This is a genomic window from Methanosphaera cuniculi, assembly GCF_003149675.1.
Taxonomy (GTDB): domain Archaea; phylum Methanobacteriota; class Methanobacteria; order Methanobacteriales; family Methanobacteriaceae; genus Methanosphaera; species Methanosphaera cuniculi.
Genome location: NZ_LWMS01000045.1, coordinates 25,353 through 42,807, shown reverse-complemented (window position 1 = coordinate 42,807; position 17,455 = coordinate 25,353). Strand labels below are relative to the sequence as shown.

17 protein-coding genes are annotated in these 17,455 nt (G+C 26.7%); 9 read left to right on the top strand and 8 right to left on the bottom strand.

Going from position 1 to position 17,455, the window contains the following annotated elements; translation table 11 throughout:
* Positions 1-40: 40 nt before the first annotated feature.
* Positions 41-925 carry a CBS domain-containing protein gene (locus tag MSCUN_RS07205; protein WP_095608215.1) on the bottom strand — a complete coding sequence of 295 codons (885 nt, stop codon included), beginning with the start codon at positions 923-925 and terminating at the stop codon, positions 41-43.
* Positions 926-1,333: 408 nt separating this feature from the next.
* On the opposite strand from MSCUN_RS07205, the gene atwA reads away from it, so the two are divergent.
* A complete protein-coding gene (gene atwA / locus MSCUN_RS07200; protein WP_095608214.1) occupies positions 1,334-2,935 on the top strand; it encodes a methyl coenzyme M reductase system, component A2 in 1,602 nt (533 codons plus the stop codon).
* Positions 2,936-3,138: 203 nt separating this feature from the next.
* On the opposite strand, the gene cofH is transcribed toward atwA, so the two are convergent.
* The 4 genes from cofH to hisA form a co-directional block, all read right to left on the bottom strand.
* Positions 3,139-4,188 carry a 5-amino-6-(D-ribitylamino)uracil--L-tyrosine 4-hydroxyphenyl transferase CofH gene (gene cofH, locus MSCUN_RS07195; protein WP_095608213.1) on the bottom strand — a complete coding sequence of 350 codons (1,050 nt, stop codon included), beginning with the start codon at positions 4,186-4,188 and terminating at the stop codon, positions 3,139-3,141.
* A 314-nt stretch (positions 4,189-4,502) separates the two neighbouring features.
* Complete coding sequence (locus MSCUN_RS07190; protein ID WP_095608212.1) at positions 4,503-4,775, bottom strand: hypothetical protein; 273 nt, start codon at positions 4,773-4,775, stop codon at positions 4,503-4,505.
* An 85-nt stretch (positions 4,776-4,860) separates the two neighbouring features.
* Positions 4,861-5,310 carry an adenylyltransferase/cytidyltransferase family protein gene (locus MSCUN_RS07185; RefSeq protein WP_095608211.1) on the bottom strand — a complete coding sequence of 150 codons (450 nt, stop codon included), beginning with the start codon at positions 5,308-5,310 and terminating at the stop codon, positions 4,861-4,863.
* A gap of 95 nt (positions 5,311-5,405) precedes the next feature.
* Positions 5,406-6,119 carry a 1-(5-phosphoribosyl)-5-[(5-phosphoribosylamino)methylideneamino]imidazole-4-carboxamide isomerase gene (gene hisA / locus MSCUN_RS07180; RefSeq protein ID WP_095608210.1) on the bottom strand — a complete coding sequence of 238 codons (714 nt, stop codon included), beginning with the start codon at positions 6,117-6,119 and terminating at the stop codon, positions 5,406-5,408.
* A gap of 226 nt (positions 6,120-6,345) precedes the next feature.
* On the opposite strand from hisA, the gene truA reads away from it, so the two are divergent.
* From truA to MSCUN_RS07140, 8 genes are all read left to right on the top strand, one after another.
* Positions 6,346-7,164 carry a tRNA pseudouridine(38-40) synthase TruA gene (gene truA / locus MSCUN_RS07175; protein ID WP_095608209.1) on the top strand — a complete coding sequence of 273 codons (819 nt, stop codon included), beginning with the start codon at positions 6,346-6,348 and terminating at the stop codon, positions 7,162-7,164.
* A 25-nt stretch (positions 7,165-7,189) separates the two neighbouring features.
* Positions 7,190-8,506: a non-hydrolyzing UDP-N-acetylglucosamine 2-epimerase gene (gene wecB / locus MSCUN_RS07170; protein WP_095608208.1), complete on the top strand. Its 1,317-nt coding sequence runs from the start codon at positions 7,190-7,192 to the stop codon at positions 8,504-8,506.
* A 193-nt stretch (positions 8,507-8,699) separates the two neighbouring features.
* Positions 8,700-10,004: a nucleotide sugar dehydrogenase gene (locus MSCUN_RS07165; protein WP_095608207.1), complete on the top strand. Its 1,305-nt coding sequence runs from the start codon at positions 8,700-8,702 to the stop codon at positions 10,002-10,004.
* A gap of 132 nt (positions 10,005-10,136) precedes the next feature.
* Positions 10,137-11,135: an ATP-grasp domain-containing protein gene (locus MSCUN_RS07160; RefSeq protein WP_109583031.1), complete on the top strand. Its 999-nt coding sequence runs from the start codon at positions 10,137-10,139 to the stop codon at positions 11,133-11,135.
* 14 nt (positions 11,136-11,149) lie between these two features.
* Positions 11,150-12,208 carry a hydantoinase/oxoprolinase family protein gene (locus MSCUN_RS07155; protein ID WP_095608205.1) on the top strand — a complete coding sequence of 353 codons (1,059 nt, stop codon included), beginning with the start codon at positions 11,150-11,152 and terminating at the stop codon, positions 12,206-12,208.
* Between the two features lie 127 nt (positions 12,209-12,335).
* Positions 12,336-12,899 carry a CDP-2,3-bis-(O-geranylgeranyl)-sn-glycerol synthase gene (locus MSCUN_RS07150; RefSeq protein ID WP_095608204.1) on the top strand — a complete coding sequence of 188 codons (564 nt, stop codon included), beginning with the start codon at positions 12,336-12,338 and terminating at the stop codon, positions 12,897-12,899.
* Between the two features lie 385 nt (positions 12,900-13,284).
* On the top strand, positions 13,285-14,844 hold the full coding sequence (gene tes, locus MSCUN_RS07145; RefSeq protein ID WP_095608203.1) for a tetraether lipid synthase Tes: 1,560 nt from the start codon (positions 13,285-13,287) through the stop codon (positions 14,842-14,844).
* 576 nt (positions 14,845-15,420) lie between these two features.
* Positions 15,421-15,627, top strand: coding sequence for a histone family protein (locus MSCUN_RS07140; RefSeq protein ID WP_095608202.1), 207 nt, complete (start codon positions 15,421-15,423; stop codon positions 15,625-15,627).
* A gap of 166 nt (positions 15,628-15,793) precedes the next feature.
* On the opposite strand, the gene MSCUN_RS07135 is transcribed toward MSCUN_RS07140, so the two are convergent.
* From MSCUN_RS07135 to MSCUN_RS07125, 3 genes are all read right to left on the bottom strand, one after another.
* Positions 15,794-16,012: a hypothetical protein gene (locus MSCUN_RS07135; RefSeq protein WP_095608201.1), complete on the bottom strand. Its 219-nt coding sequence runs from the start codon at positions 16,010-16,012 to the stop codon at positions 15,794-15,796.
* A complete protein-coding gene (locus MSCUN_RS07130; RefSeq protein WP_095608200.1) occupies positions 16,005-16,664 on the bottom strand; it encodes a hypothetical protein in 660 nt (219 codons plus the stop codon). Before MSCUN_RS07130 ends, MSCUN_RS07135 begins: the two co-directional genes overlap by 8 nt.
* A 132-nt stretch (positions 16,665-16,796) precedes the next feature.
* A complete protein-coding gene (locus MSCUN_RS07125; protein WP_095608199.1) occupies positions 16,797-17,216 on the bottom strand; it encodes a GerW family sporulation protein in 420 nt (139 codons plus the stop codon).
* Between the last annotated feature and the right edge of the window lie 239 nt (positions 17,217-17,455).

Genomic DNA, 17,455 nt, shown 5'->3' with positions numbered 1-17,455 from the left:
AAAGGATTTTTAGGGTCAAGTTTTAAATAATTTCCTTTTTTTAGTTTAAAAATGATATAAATGCTTTTAATATATCTGTAAAAGTTAGTATTCCTGATATGTTTTCATCATTATCTATTAAAATTATAAGTGATACATTATTTTGTTGTAGTAAGTCCATTGCTGTATTTAAGTTTATGTTATCTTTTGCTGTAAGTATTGCTGTACTCATTATATCAGCAGCTTTTTTATCTAGATTTTCAAATGCTACAGCTTTTATTATATCATTTTCATTTATTACTCCTACAATCTTATCATCTTCAATTACTGGAGTATTATTTATATTGTTATCTGTTAGGAGTTTACATATATCAAGTAATGACATATCTGTATCTACTGTTTTTACATCTGATGATGCCAAGTCTATTGCTTTTGCATTTGGTACACTTAGTACTGATTTTGTTTTGATAAGTAGTACATTATCTACATCATCTCGTCCTATGATTTTTCCAAGTACTGTTAAGTTGTTTACTGGTGTTGGTCCTATTTTTATTTCATCATCTAAGTCTAGTTGTTTTATATCTCCAAGTACTGATATTGTTGCTTCACAGTCTCCTGGTCTTAGAATACTTGTGAATTCTATTTTATTTACTGAGATATCTGATACTACTTCTCCATTTATGTATATTGGTACGTGTATTTCACATGGATCATTTACAATGTTTAGTGTTTGGTATGCTTCAAGTGTTGGTTTATATCCTCCACGTGGTCCTGGTACTCCTTGAACTAAGCCTAGGCTTCTTAGTGATTGCATTTGATTTCTGATTGTTCCGGAGTTTCTTCCCATGAGATCTGCAATGTTTTCACATTTTACAGAGGTACATTTTGATTGTCTGTATAGGTTTATTAGACTTTGTAATATTTCTTTTTGTACAGATGTAAGCATTGTAATTATCTCCCAATATTATTTTTCTTTATTTTGTGTGTTTTTTATATAATTTATTTTTGTAATATTATTCATTTTTATAATGAATTTATTTTAGGATGTAAAAAGTGTTTCATGTTTTAAATTAGTTTTTTTTGTGCTACTCTTTTTTCCTCATAATATATTATTATATATTATTTATGATGTTTGTTTAATAAAAATTTTATGATAAACTATGATAAATTGATTAGAGTTAATCTAAAATTTAATAATTATTTAGGCGTTTAATATAATAAGAATTAAAAATATAGATAATATATAATAAAATAAAAAGTTAGAATTACAACGAACTAATTATTTATAACTTTAATTTAAAAACAATGAAAAAATAAATTATACATAAGCAAAAAAAAACCAGGTGTTTGAAAAATGAGCTTTATAGAAGTAAAAAATGTTACAAAAAAATTTGATGATACAACAGTACTAGAAGACATAAGTCTTAACATAGAAGAAGGAGAAGTACTTGGAATACTCGGAAAAAGTGGATCAGGAAAATCAGTACTCCTAAACATGCTACGTGGAATCATGGATTACGCACCAGATGAAGGAGATATAATATTCAATGTAGCATACTGCCCAGAATTTGACTATATAGATGCACCATCAAAAGTAGGTGAAACATACAAAGATGGATACAAATTCGAAGCAAAAGAAATAAACCTCTATAAATGTAGCAAAAAAGAATTTGCAGCAGTAAAAAGACGAATATCAATCATGCTCCAAAGAACATTCGCACTATATGAAGAAGAAACAGTACTCCAAAACATCATGAGAGCATTTGAAAATCAAAGAGATGAAGATAACATAAACAAAGCAATAAAACTTCTCAAAATGACAAAAATGGAACATAGAATCACACACATAGCTCGTGATCTAAGTGGAGGAGAAAAACAAAGAATCGTACTAGCTCGACAACTAGCAAAAAACCCAATGCTATTTTTAGCTGATGAACCAACAGGAACACTTGACCCAAAAACAGCACAACTCATACACGATGCACTACTTGATGGAGTAAAAGAAAAACACATTACAATGGTAATAAACTCACACTGGCCTGAAGTAATACAAGACCTATCAGACCGTGTAATATGGCTTGATGAAGGAAAAATCAAAGATGAAGGAACACCAGAGGATATAGTACCAGAATTTGTAAAAGAAATACCACAAGTAATAAAACATGAAGAAGTAGAAATTGGAGAACCAATAATCAAAATGGAAGATCTTAAAAAATACTACTTCTCAGTATCACGTGGAGTTGTAAAATCAGTAGATGGAGTAACACTCACAATAAATGAAGGAGAAATAGCAAGTATTGTAGGATTAAGTGGAGCAGGAAAAACTACACTTTCAAAGCTCATAGCAGGACTCATTGAACCATCAGAAGGAGATATTGAAGTAAGAATAGGAGATGACTGGGTAGATATGTCCAAAAAAGGATTAGCAAATCGTGGACGTGCAACAAAACACATTGGACTACTACACCAAGACTTCAGTTTATACCCATATAAAACAATACTTGGAAACCTAACTGATGGAATAAACCTTGACTTACCACCTGAATTTGCAAAAATGAAATCAATCCACGTACTAACAGCAGTAGGATTTACAGAAGAAGAAGCAGCATCACTACTTGAAAAATACCCTGACCAAATGAGTGGAGGAGAAAAACACAGAGTAGCAATAGCACAAGTACTAATTAAAGAACCAACAATTGTAATTCTTGATGAACCAACAGGAACAATGGATCCAATCACAAGACGTCAAGTAACAGAATCAATACTAAATGCACGAGAAGAACTAGATCAAACATTTGTAATAATTTCACACGATATGGACTTTGTACTTGAATGTTGTGATACAGCAGCATTAATGCGTGATGGAAAACTATTAGATCATGGAAAACCTGAAAAAATAGTAGAAGAATTAACATCACAAGAAAGAACAAAAATGCTTAAAAATGCAGAATACTAAAAAAATAATAAAAAAAACATCAACTCCCCTTTTCTATCATTTTCTTTTTTTTTCAATAAAAATTAAATTTAACATAAAATCATATTTCAAGTAAAATAAAAAAAAAACATTTTTCTAACTAATTATTTTTAATCATATTTTCCAAAAAAAGATAGTTTCAAAAAAAAAGTTGAAAAAGAGGTGGTTAATAGAAAAAAAGGATTTTATATCATTTCATACTTAGTTGTTCTTTCTTGTGGAATACGTCCAATATCTTCAATTAATTCATGTATTTTTTCAACAGGTAAATATCCTCCAAATCCTCCACCTGCTGCTGTTGATATTTTATCTTCAATCATTGTTCCACCAATATCATTAGCACCACAAGTTAATGCTACTTGTGTCATTCTAAGTCCTAGTTTTACCCATGATACCTGAATATTTGGTATTACATCACTAAAGATTATCCGTGATATTGCATGAAGTTTTAAATCTTCAACACCTGTTGCTCCATTTGATATTTTTCCAAGTTCATTATTTCCACCAAGAAATGTCATTGGTACAAATTCTGTAAATCCATGTGTTTCTTCCTGGATTTCTTTAAGTAAAAATAGGTGTTCTATTCTATCTTCCCATGTTTCTATACTTCCATACATAATAGTTGATGTGGTTGGTATTCCTAGTTCATGTGCTTCTTTTACAACTTGAGCCCACTGACTTGTTGTTAGTTTATTTGGACATATTTGTTGACGTATAGAATCAACCAGTATTTCAGCAGATGCTCCTGTCATTGTATCCATCCCTGCTTCTTTAAGTTGAGTTAGTGCATCATATGTACTAATTCCTGAATTTATTGCAGTTTGATATACTTCAGCAGGTGAAAGTGCATGTAGGCATATGTCATGTTCATCTTTAATTGTTTTTATTAAATCACAATAGTAGTTGATATCCATATCTTTTGTTATTCCACCAAATAGACAGATTTCTGTTGCTCCCACAGATTTTGCTTGTACTATACTATCTGAGATTTCTTCATTTGTCATATGGTATTGTTCATTGTCTCTAAATGAGCAAAATTTACATCCTATCATACAATGGTCTGTTATATCTATTGCTTTATTTACAACATATGTTACTTTATCACCAACTATTCTCTGGCGTAGTTGGTCTGCTGTATCATATAATTCAAATTGATTTGCTGAATTTATTAGATCTAATGAATCTTCTTTTGTTATTTCATTATCTAATGATTTATTATATATTTCATCAAGCATTTTCTTATTACCATCCTTTATTTTTTTTTTGTATGTAATGTTTTAATCCCTTTATAAAAAAAAATAATAGTACTTCCACATAATCTTTTATAGAATTTTATACTATTTTAACTAATATAAAAAAAAATTATTTTGTGTTTATTATTTTATGTTTATGTTAATTTTATAATAATAAATTTTATGATAAAAAAAAGAGTTGGTTTCTAATAAGTTTGTGAAATTTTATGTTTTAAATTTATCATTGTATAAAAAAAATAGTATCAAAGTTTTAAAAAATAAAAGGGATAAAAAAAAGAAGAGATTTAGTCTCTTTGCTATTCTGGAAGCATGATTTTCCAGAGGTAGTATACTTCTTCTACTTTATCTTGTTTTTTGGATCGTTTTTTAGATTTCTTTTTAAGAGTAGATTCTTCACCTATCCATTCTTCTACATGGTCATCTAGGTAGTCTGCTATGTCTTGATCATAGTATCTTGTACCTATTGTGTAACATTCAGGTTCGTTACGAATGTAGATAATTCCTCCACCTTTTTCTTCCATTATATCGGTAATTTTTAATAAGATGTCATAATATTCTTTTGCTACCATTTTATATGAATCTCCCTTAATTTTTATATTGTAAATATTAATATTAATCTATGTTTTATATACTATATTAAATTTATGTATATCATTATAATTCGCAATCATCAAAGACTTTTTTATGAAAGTGTGTTTTTTTAATTTTTTGTATTATTTTACATGTACTATCAAGTTCAAATGTTTTATATGATTTTATTTTTACAACTTTTATATCTAGTCCCATATTTTTTAGTTTTTCTTCTAGATTTTGTGGATTAAAATTCTGGTCAGGTCCTATTGCTATTATGTCAGGTTTTTGAGTTTTTACAATTTTAAATGGATCTTCTTCATCACCTATGAATACTTCATCTACTCCCTTAATTGATGATACCATTTCAGCTCTCTGATTTTCATCAACTATTGGTATTCTTTTATGTTTATATACTGTTTTATCTGTTGCAATTACTACCATAAGCTTGGCATTTTCACCACCCAGTTTTCGTGCTTCATCAAGATAAAATACATGTCCTGGATGTAGAATGTCAAATGTTCCTGATGCCATTACTTTAATAAATAAACACCTTCTTTCATTTTTTTTTAGTCTAATAATTTATTTTTTTATTAAACTTGTATTTTTTAATAGTTAATCAATTTTTTTTAGTCTTCATATTCTAATGTATCTTTAAAGTCAATTAATCCCCGGTATAATGCTGATCCTATTACTACATAATCAGCATTTATATCCTTTAAAGTTTTAAGATCATCAAGTGATGTTATTCCACCTGAATATATTACAGGTATAGATACATTATCAATAAGATTTTTAGCAGCACTAAGATCTATTCCATCAAGTAATCCTTCAACATCAACATTTGTAAATAGTATTAATCCAGCTCCTTTATCTTCAAATATTTGTGCATATTCAAGTGGTGTTTTATCTGTACTTTGTTGCCATCCATGTGTAACTACTCGGTTATCTTTACTATCAAGTGATATACATACACGTTCTGATCCATATTTTTGGGATAATTTCTCAATTACACTAGGATCTTTTATTGCCATAGTTCCTATGATAACTGTTTCAACTCCCATATCAAGCAGTTGAGATGCATATTCTATTGATCTTATTCCTCCACCAACTTCGATAGGTATGTCTGTTTTATCAACTATTTCTTTTATTATTTCAAGATTAGCCCCACTATCTAATGCTCCATCAAGATCTACTACGTGTAATCTTTTAGCTCCCATATCTTGCCATTTTAATGCAACTTCAACTGGGTTATCTATTACTACTTGTTCTGTTCCTGGTTTTCCTTGTACTAATTGTACACATTTTCCATTTTTAATATCTACAGCAGGTATTATAATCATAAAAAAATATTCCTCTTCTTTATTTTTTTTCCTTTTTTTAGTTAAAATGTTTTTTTTGTTAAAACATTTTCATGGTCTTTAATTATATATATTGTTTAATTTTATTTATAAATCATTAAGCATTTAAACACAAAGTTGTATTTTATTTATATAATAGTTATACATATTAAAAGTTAAAAATATGATAAATTATTATTATTTTAAAATAATAAATCTATAATATACTATGAGACGAGTTGCACTAAAAATAGCATATATAGGAACAAACTTCCATGGATATCAAAGACAACCAGAATACAGAACAGTAGAAGGAGAACTACTAAAAGTATTTAAAGAAACTGGTATTATTGAAGATACATGGAAATCACATTACTCAGTAGCAGGACGAACAGATAAAGGAGTACATTCAACAGGTAATGTAATATCATTTATAACAGATGAAGATATCTACATAAATAAACTAAATGGACTACTTCCAAATGATATTAAAATAGTAGCAGAAGCACGTGTACCATATGGTTTTAAAGTACGATTTCCAGAAAACCGTACATACACATATATTCAACCAATAGATGAATCTACAGATAATATTAACTTTGATTTAATGCAACAAGCAATGCAACTTTTCATTGGAAAACATAACTTTAGAAATTTCTCAAAAAGAAATGAAAAAAATCCAAATCGTGAAATACTAGAAACAAAACTCATATGTAATGATGATACACTAATTTTTAAGATAAAAGGAAAAAGCTTCCTATGGAACATGGTACGAAAAATGGTAACAGCAATAAACCATGTAGGATGTGAAAAACTAACACTTAGTAATATAGAAGAACTTCTCACACCACAAGAACTAAGACAATACATACGATTACAACCTGCTCCTGCATGTGGACTTATACTAAGTGATATGCAATATAAAAATATAAAATTTAAAGAATCACAATATGCTAAAGATAAACTAATAGAATACATAAAAGAGGAACATAAAATAAATCAACAGAAAATGAAAACAGATGAAAAACTCGTAGAAATACTAAAATAAAAAAAAAATTATGGAAATGTTAAATATGAAAATAGCAATAGTACTAGGAACTAGACCTGAAATAATAAAAGTATCACCAATAATAGATGAAATACAAAAAAATAATACAGATCTTGTGATAATACATACAGGACAACACTATGATACAAAGATGTCACAGCAATTCTTTGAAGATTTAAATTTACCAACTGCTGATTATAACATACATTCAGGATCAACAACAGCAATAAAACAAGTAAGTCAGATAATATGTAAACTTGAAGAAATACTAAAAAAAGAAAATCCAGACATAGTACTAATCCAAGGTGATACAAACGCTGTTCTTGCTGGAGCACTTGCATCAAATAAACTGAAAATACCAGTAGGTCACATTGAAGCAGGACTTCGTTCATATGATAAAAATATGCCTGAAGAAATAAATCGTCTAGTTGCTGATAATTGCAGTAGACTATATTTTGTACCAACAGATAAAACTGCTATAAATCTACTTAATGAAGGAATAAATCATAATTTAATCTACATAACAGGAAATACCATAGTTGATGCTTGTATAAGAAATACACCAATAGCACAAAAGAAAAGCCAAATACAAGATACTGTAAAATTTGATGAATACATAACATTAACACTACATAGAGCTGAGAATGTAGATGATAAAGTTAGACTTAAAAATATCGTTATGAGTATTATTGATCTTCCATATAATATTGTATTTCCACTACATCCTCATACACGAAAATCACTAGAAAATGCAAATTTATATGATGAAATAAAAAATTCAAATCATATCCAAATAACAGAGCCACTAGGATACCTGGATTTTCTATCACTTATGAGTAATTCAAAACTACTATTAACTGATTCAGGTGGAATACAAGAAGAAGCTATAACACTAAATATCCCATGTGTAACACTCCGTTATAATACAGAAAGACCTGAAACTATAGATGCAGGAGGAAATATCTTAGCTGGAGTTAAAAGTATGGAAATTACAGATAAAATAAAAAATATACTAGATAACCCGGATGTATATGAACGAATGTGTAATGCTAAAAATCCATATGGTGATGGACGAAGTGCAGCTCGAATATATGAAATTATCAAACATAGATATGAAAATAATACACTAAATCTTGAAGCATTTGATAATATAATGGACTTTGAAGGATTTTATATTAAAAAAATAGAAGATAATATAGATGTATCTAAATATGAACTTCTTAATCCTGGTTGTATTATTCAACAAGCATTTAAAGATGATAATGCTGTGTATTTTAATAAACATACAAATCTTAAAGGTATGAATATAATAGTTAAGAAATTTAAAACACAGACAAAATAGAAAAAAAATATTCTTCCTTCTTTTTTTTTAAATTTATTTTTTATAAAATCTTTTCATAATTCTTTAAATTTAGTTTTTAATATAATAATTAATGATAATATAAAATAATAGTATTTCTATAAATTTATTATAATAAATAAAAAAATAGTAAATTATTATACTAAAAGGAAAAAAACTAAGCTAGGTTATAGAAATGGATTTAAATACAATAAAAGTGGGAATATTTGGACTTGGACACATTGGACTTCCAACAGCAGCAATACTTGCTAATAATCATATAAATGTAATAGGAATAGATGTAAATCCAAAAGTTGTAGATATGATAAATAATGAAGCATCAGTATATTTTAAAGAACCATACCTTGATGAACTACTAAAAAAAGCCATACAATCAAACTATCTACATGCAACAACAGATGAAATAAAAGCATCCCAGGAATGTAACATATTTATTGTAATTGTACCAACTCCAACATATGATGATAAAACAGCAGATCTTTCATATGTAATATCAGCATGTGAAAGTATTAAAAATGGACTAAAAAAAGATGACCTAGTAATAATAGAAAGTACTGTTCCACCACAAACAGGAGTAGATGTTATAAAACCAATACTTGAAGAATCTGGACTAAAATGTGGAGAAGACTTCATGTTAGCATATAGTCCTGAACGAGCATTGCCAAATAATACAATATATGAAATGACTCATAATGTACGTATTATTGGTGGATATAACACAAAAAGTGCAGATATGGCAGAAAAATTATATAAAAACATTACACAAGGTGAGATAATAAAAGTTAAAAATATCACCTCAGCTGAAATGATAAAACTCATGGAAAACACATATCGTGATGTAAATATAGCATTAGCAAATGAATTTGCACTAATTTGTGAAAATATAAATGTGGATGTAAATGAGGTAATAACAGCAGCAAACTATCATCCACGAGTAAATATTCATACACCAGGACCTGGAGTTGGTGGGCACTGTATACCAGTAGATCCATACTTCCTTGTTGAACTTGCAAATGCATATGACACTGATGCTAAATTAATATCAGAAGCACGCCGAATAAATAACTCAATGCCACAACATGTAATAGATATACTTCTTGATAACATTCTGGATAAAACATCAGATTATACAGTATCTGTACTTGGAATAGCATATAAGGGAAATGTTGATGATATTCGTGAATCACCATCAATAAAACTTATAGAACTATTAAAACAATTAGAACTAAAAGTATTAGTTAATGATCCATATGTATCATGTGATGTTATAAAATCATTTGATGTTGAATGTGTAAACTTAGATGAAGCTTTAAAAAGTGATTGTGTAATACTAATGACAGATCATCATGAGTATATTAACATAACACCTGATATGCTTGAAAATAAATTTATCATAGCAACACGACCAATTCTTGATGCTGATGAATTTAGAAAAGCAGGAATAAACTATCAAGCAATAGGTAATCTGGATGAATTTTAGGTAAAAATAACTATTCTTTTTTTTATCTAAAAAATTACTATTTTTTTTAGAAGAAACTTAAAATCTTATTTTTTATTTTTTAAATATATTTTTTTTATAAAATTTACTTTAAAGGGGAGGTATATTTTTTCTATGCACTTATTAGTCTTTGAATATTCAAGTATCTACTATGATAACACATTATTATCTGAAGGATTTAACATGCTAAAATCAATTCTAAATGATTTAGCAGAAGATGATAATATTAATGTTGATTATCTACTTAATTCTAAACTTAGTATTGGTATTAATAAGTTTAATTGTATAACTGTTGATAATAATCTTATATCTTGGCTTAAATGTAATAGTTATATGTATGATTATTGTATATTTATAGCACCAGAGGATGATTATATACAATATAATATATCAAAGATTTTAGAAGAAAATGATGTTAAAATAATAGGATCTACATCTCATGCATCATATATTTGCACATCAAAAATTAGAACATATGAAAATCTTAAAGATATTAAAAAGATTCCAACATATAAAATTGATTTAAACTCTAATGATGATCTTAACTATGAAAAAATTGGAGAATTTATATCTAAATATCATACATGTATCATTAAACCTGATAATATGACATCATCAGATTATATTTATAAGATACATTCAATTGATGAGTTAATCATAAAACTTGAAATTTATGAAAAAAATAATATTAAGACTATATTACTCCAAGAATATATTGATGGTAAAAGTTGTAGTGTAAGTATTATTAATACACATACTTATTTTAATGTGATTTGTATTAATTCCCAGGAAATAATTGATGAAAATAACAAGATTTTATATCATGGATGTAAAACACCAATAGATCATCCACTAAAAAATGAAATAATAGAAATATCAAAAAATATAACATCACAAATAAGTGGACTATATGGATTTTTTGGAATAGATTATATAATAAAAGATAATATGGTTTATCTAGTTGAAATTAATTCACGATTTACAACACCATTTATTGTACTTTCTGATATTGCATCAGAAAATCTTACATGTTCTATTATAGATGGTGTTCTTAATGATAATTTAAATCAAATAAATCTTGAAAATAATAGTGGAACATTTACTAAAAACTAAAAGGAGTAGAATAAATGAAATTTATGGGACTTGATATTGGAGGAGCAAATACAGATTGTTGTATAATTGAATTTGATAATGATTATAATATAATATCACTAAGTAAAAATAAGTATTATCTTCCTTTCTGGATAAAGCATGAAAAATTACCAGAATGCCTAAAAGAACTTAAAGGTAGTAATGATATTGATGTTGTATGTGTATCTATAACTGCAGAACTTGCTGATTGTTATAAGACTAAACGTCAAGGTATTATTGATATAACAGGAATGGTTGAATCTACATTTAAAGATGAAGATATCTATTATGTTACATTTGATGGACTTAAAAATTATGAATATGTAAATCAAAATCCACTAAGTGCTGCTGCTGCAAATTGGATTGGAACTGTTAATCTTATTAAACATCTGAAAGATACATGTATTTTCATGGATATGGGAACTACAACAACAGACATCATACCAATTAAAGATAAACATGAAATAAGTCAGGGATATACTGATACTCAGCGTCTTATGAATGGTGAACTTGTATATACAGGACTTCTTCGTACAAATGTTGCAACAATTGTTAATCATGTATACATAGAATCAAATAAGACAAATGTAAGTAGTGAATACTTCACAATTACAGCTGATATTCACAGGATATTAGGACATATTAGTGAAGAGCAATACACATGTGATACACCAGATGGTGCTGATAAAAGTATTGATTCATGTAAAAATCGTTTAACACGTCTTGTATGTGGTGATATTGAAACAATAAGTAATGAAACAATAATGGATATGGCAGAATATATCTTTGAAAAACAAATACAACAAGTAGAAGAAAGTCTAAAACAAGTAGTTTTTAAAACAGGAATTCAAAACGTTGTATTATCTGATATTGGTCTTGGAAATATATGTCGTATTGCAGCTGATAATCTTAAATTAAATGTTATTAATCTTAATGATTATATACCACAACCTATTGTTAGTATTATCACAACACTTGGTGCAATACAGATGTATCTTGATTTAAAAGATGTTAATATAAATATTCTTGAAAAAATCTACAACATGGATAAGTAAATAAAAAAAAATATTATTATAAGAATTGTCATTATTTTTATTAATAATAAATACACATATTTATATACTGTATAAAGAATATTGAAAAAAAAATAATTTAAAAAAAATAACTCGAGGTTTGAATTTAATGGATTTATTAAATTTAATAATATATTCGATTTATCTTATGATTCCAGCATATCTTGCTAATGGTTCAGCATTAGTACTAGGTGGAGGAACACCAATGGATTTTGGTCATAATGCATGGGATAATCGAAGAATTACAGGTGATGGCGTTACATGGAGAGGTGTAATAGGCGGTGGTCTGTTTGGTATGATCATAGGTGGTCTATTAGGACTTCTTGCAAATTATGGTATTGGTGAATACTACTTTATAATTGCATCATCACATATTACATTCTTATCAGGATTTATACCTCAAGGATTATTACTAGGACTACTTCTAGGTTTTGGTGCACTTATTGGTGATTCTATTGGTAGCTTTTTAAAAAGAAGACTTAACTTTGAAAGAGGACAAGCAGTACCACTACTTGATCAACTAGATTTTGTAGTAGTAGCCTTAATATTTATCTCACCAGTAGTACAACTAAATTTATCAATGATTATAATCATTCTTGTTGTAAGTGTATTTTTACACCTTGGAGCTAACATATTTGCATACCTAATACATATAAAAGATGTATGGTACTAATTTAAGGAATAAAAGAAATAATCAGAATATTTTACTTAAAAAAAGATTTATATTATTTTATTTTTTCTTTCTATTTTTAATTTTTTCTATAAAAAAATTATTATAATAAAAAAAAACTTTTTACCTATAAAATTTCTATTTTTTCTATAAAAATAAATAATGAATAAACTATTATTTTCATAACTAACATTACTATTACAAGAAATTAGGTGTTATAATCATTAATTTAATATAATCTATAATTCAAATATATATTATAATACTAGGAAAAAATAATAAAATCAATTATTACTTATATTATTATAAATTCTCTAGAAATCAAATAATACAAATAAAACGTAAAAAAAATAAAAAATACAAAAAATATGGATAAAGGGGGAAGTAGATGACTCAGATTAAAAATACAAAAAGTCTATGTCCTGAATGTCTTAAAATACTTGACGCTGAAGTATATTCAGAAGGAAACGAAATATTTATAGAAAAAGAATGTCCAGATCATGGAAACTTCAAAAACACATACTGGCATGATGCAGAAGCTTATGAAAAAGCAGTTAAATATGAATCAAAACCACACAGACTTACAAATCTAAAACATGCTGAAGGCGAATGTCCAGCAAACTGTGGATTATGTGACCAACATGAAAGCCAAACCATACTTGGAATTATCGATGTAACAAACAGATGTAACCTAAGATGTCCAATATGCTTTGCAAATGCTGCTGTATCAGGAACACTCTATGAACCATCACAAGATGAAATTCGTGAAATGCTACGTACACTTCGTAAAAATCAACCTGTTGAAACACCAGCTATACAATACTCAGGTGGAGAACCAACAGTACGTGATGACATTGTAGATTTAATACGTATGGCAAAAGAAGAAGGATTTGTACATACACAAATTGCAACAAATGGAATAGCACTAGCAAATGATGAAACACTCGCTGTAAGACTTAAAGATGCAGGATTAAACACTGTATATATGCAATTTGATGGTGTAACAGAAGAACCATATCTTAAAACACGTAATGCAAATATATTACACAAAAAAATTGAAGCAATAGAAAACTGTCGTAAAGCAGGTCTTGGAATTGTACTTGTACCAACACTTGTAAAAGGAATAAATGATGATCAAGTAGGAGATATTATACAATTTGCTTTAGATAATCTTGATGTAATACGTGGTGTAAACTTCCAACCTGTTGCATTTGCAGGAAGAACACCAGCAAATGAAATTGATCAAATTGAAAAACAACGTATAACAATAGATGATTTCATAGCAAATGTAGAAGATCAAACAGATGGACGTATTAAAAAAGATACATTCTATTCAGCATCAACAGTAGCACCAATATCAGAATTTATATCAGCATTACAAGGTACAGAAGATGAAGTAACACTCACATGTCATGAACACTGTGGTGTGGGAACATATGTATTTAAAGAAAAAGATGGTAGTATCATACCTATTACAGACTTCATTAATGTTGATAAATTTATGGCAATGCTTGAAGATGCAACAGAAGAACTAGATAAACATTCAAAAATTGGAAATACAAAAGCTGTAATTAAAGCTATTCGTGATTTACCTGGAACTGTTGATACTAAAAAATCACCATCTTACATTGATATTGTAAGTCTTCTTAAAAATATATTTATAAAACAAGATTATGAAGCACTTGGTGATTTCCACATAAATGCATTACTTGTATCATGTATGCACTTCATGGATCCATTTAACTTTGATCAAGATCGTGTACATAGATGTGTTATCCATTATGCAACACCAGATGGACGTATCATACCATTTTGTACAATGAATAACATCTACCGTGAAGGTATAGAAGAACAATTCCACGTACCAATAGGATCTGATCGTGCAAAAATCATAATGGAAAATATTCAAAAAGAAAAAGAAAAAAGAATGAATTCATCAGATGAATAAATAAAAAAATATTTATCTTTAATACTTTCTTTTTTTTAACCTCCACCTTTTTTAAAATCTTATTTTTATTATAAAATATCCTATTAGTTTAAAATATTAAATAATATTAACATAAATTTTTAGATTCTACTTTTAGATAATCGTTAAATTTTTAAAATTTAAATGTAAAACTGAGAAAATTAGTACTTTATTATTACGTTTTTAAACCACTTGTTAGATAAAATACCATTTAAAAATTAATATTTTATAAAATAAAGGTATTATTTTAATTTATTTTTTGTTAATAATTCATTACATGAATCGTATTAAAATTAATTTTATAATTTTCTTATGTTTTTTTAAATAATGATAAATCATGAACGATGTTATAAATAATAATGTAATAATAGATAATATTTAATTCGATAATACTATATATAATAATAAATTAAAAATAATAATATCAAAGTTTGAATATTCAAAAAAAGTTTTTTTAAACTAAATAGCAAACTTGTTGATTGTATTGAAAAGAAAACTTTTTATTTTAAAATTATAAAAAAATAAAGTTTCCTAAAAATAAAATTGTGGAGGATAATTATGACAAGATTACCATTAACACCACTTGGAAGAATTTTAAAACATGGTGGCGCAGAACGTGTAAGTGAAAGTGCTAAAGAAGAATTAGCTAAATATCTTGAAGAACAAGCAGCAGCAATTACAGAAATAGCACTAGAAAGTGCAAAAGCCAACGGAAGAAAAACTCTAAAATCTGAAGATATCATATATGCATATAAAATATTATGATAACAAGCAGATTTATTTTTTTAAAAAGAAAAAATAAAAAGTATTTAAATGATTATAAAAATAAAGAAAAAGAATTTAGTAGGAAAGAAAATAGTATAGAATTATTTTTCTCAAAAAATTATTATGAAAAAAAATGTTTAATCGAGAAAATAAATATTTACCTCTTTTATAATTCTCTATTTTTTTCTAACTTTTCAAATATTTCATTATCCATTGAAATATTCATATAATAAATAAGATCATCACCTTCAACTATTTTTAAAGCAATTACCTCATATGTAATATTAACAAAACTTTTAAAAAGAATATTAACATCTAATTTTGCAATAGGATATATCATACGATTATATGCCTTAATTGGTTTTAGTATTTGTACATCATGCATAACTAATCAATTTTTTTATTAATTTTCGTAGTTTAGGTTTTCTTATAATTTTAACAATAAGCTTTAAACAGTTAAAAATAACAATATCAAATTTTATATCCATATTTGATTTAATCCTAAATTCTCCATATACGGGGATAAGTTCAATATATAAACCTGCAGGATAAAGTACTGCACCTATTGAATATATTATTGCTGTGACTTTGGTTGTTAATTCACTATCAGCAAGTCCTAAATTTAGTTGTATTTTAGCATTATTAAATTTTATAATCTTTGGAATGTATGCTACAATTTCAAGTATGTCTACTTTTGCATTTGATACATCTTTTAGTAACTGTTTAATCTCTTTATCTTTATCATCTTGTTGTGTTTCATCTGTATTTGAGTTTTCAGATTTATCTGTTTCATCTTGTTTATTTGTGTTTATTATTTTTATTGTTTTAGTCTTGTTTTTTAAGTGTAAATTTATTTTTAGTTGTTGTTTTTTGAGATCATATTTTATTTGAACTATAAGATAATTTATTGTTATAAGTCCATTAAAGTTAGAATTACTATTCTTAAATAGAATATCAATATGTATTTTTGAAAAGATTAAAATTAAAACAGACACTATTATAATAATAAGAAATACCATTAATAATTCAAATAGCATTTTGAATTCTACCTTGTTTTATTTTATAGTATTTTAATTAATTTAAAAAAAGAATGATGAAAAAATAAAAGATAAAAAAAAAATATTATTCCAAGTTTATCTTTAATAATCACCACATCTAAGAGATACAATTTAATCTTCTTTTATCTGAGCTTTAATATTATCAATATTATCCTCATCATCATCTTGTGTATTTGATGATTTCTTTGATGAACCTACTTTTTCATCCACTATCTTACCTAAATTATAGATAAGATCTTCCACAGGATTTTTACCAATTATAGGTACAATTTGTATTCCTTCAGGTCCTTTAATATCTTCATGAATTACAATAAATGATGTAGGATCAATACATGCTCCTCCACCAGCACCACCCATATCAGTATTTTCTTCATTATTATTTCCAACACCCACTCCAAATGCAAGAGTAGTTTTTGAAACTGGTATTAAAATTTTATTTTTTGTATAAATTGGTTCTCCAACAATACAATTTGCACTCATAACTTTTTGTATTTGAGATAATGTATTTTCTATTGATTTGTCAAAGTCCATAAATCTTATTCCTCCCACTTATATGATTAATTAATTATAATTTTTTATTAAATCTATTATTAGTTAATAATATTTATATTATAATAAACATTATACATTTTTTTCTAATTAATATTTAATACTTATTATGTAAATTTAAAATATGAACAGTTGTTAAAATATCATTTAATAAAAATCCATAAAATATAAATAAAAGAAATAAAAATATATAATAAATAGATTATAAGAAATTTGAAAGA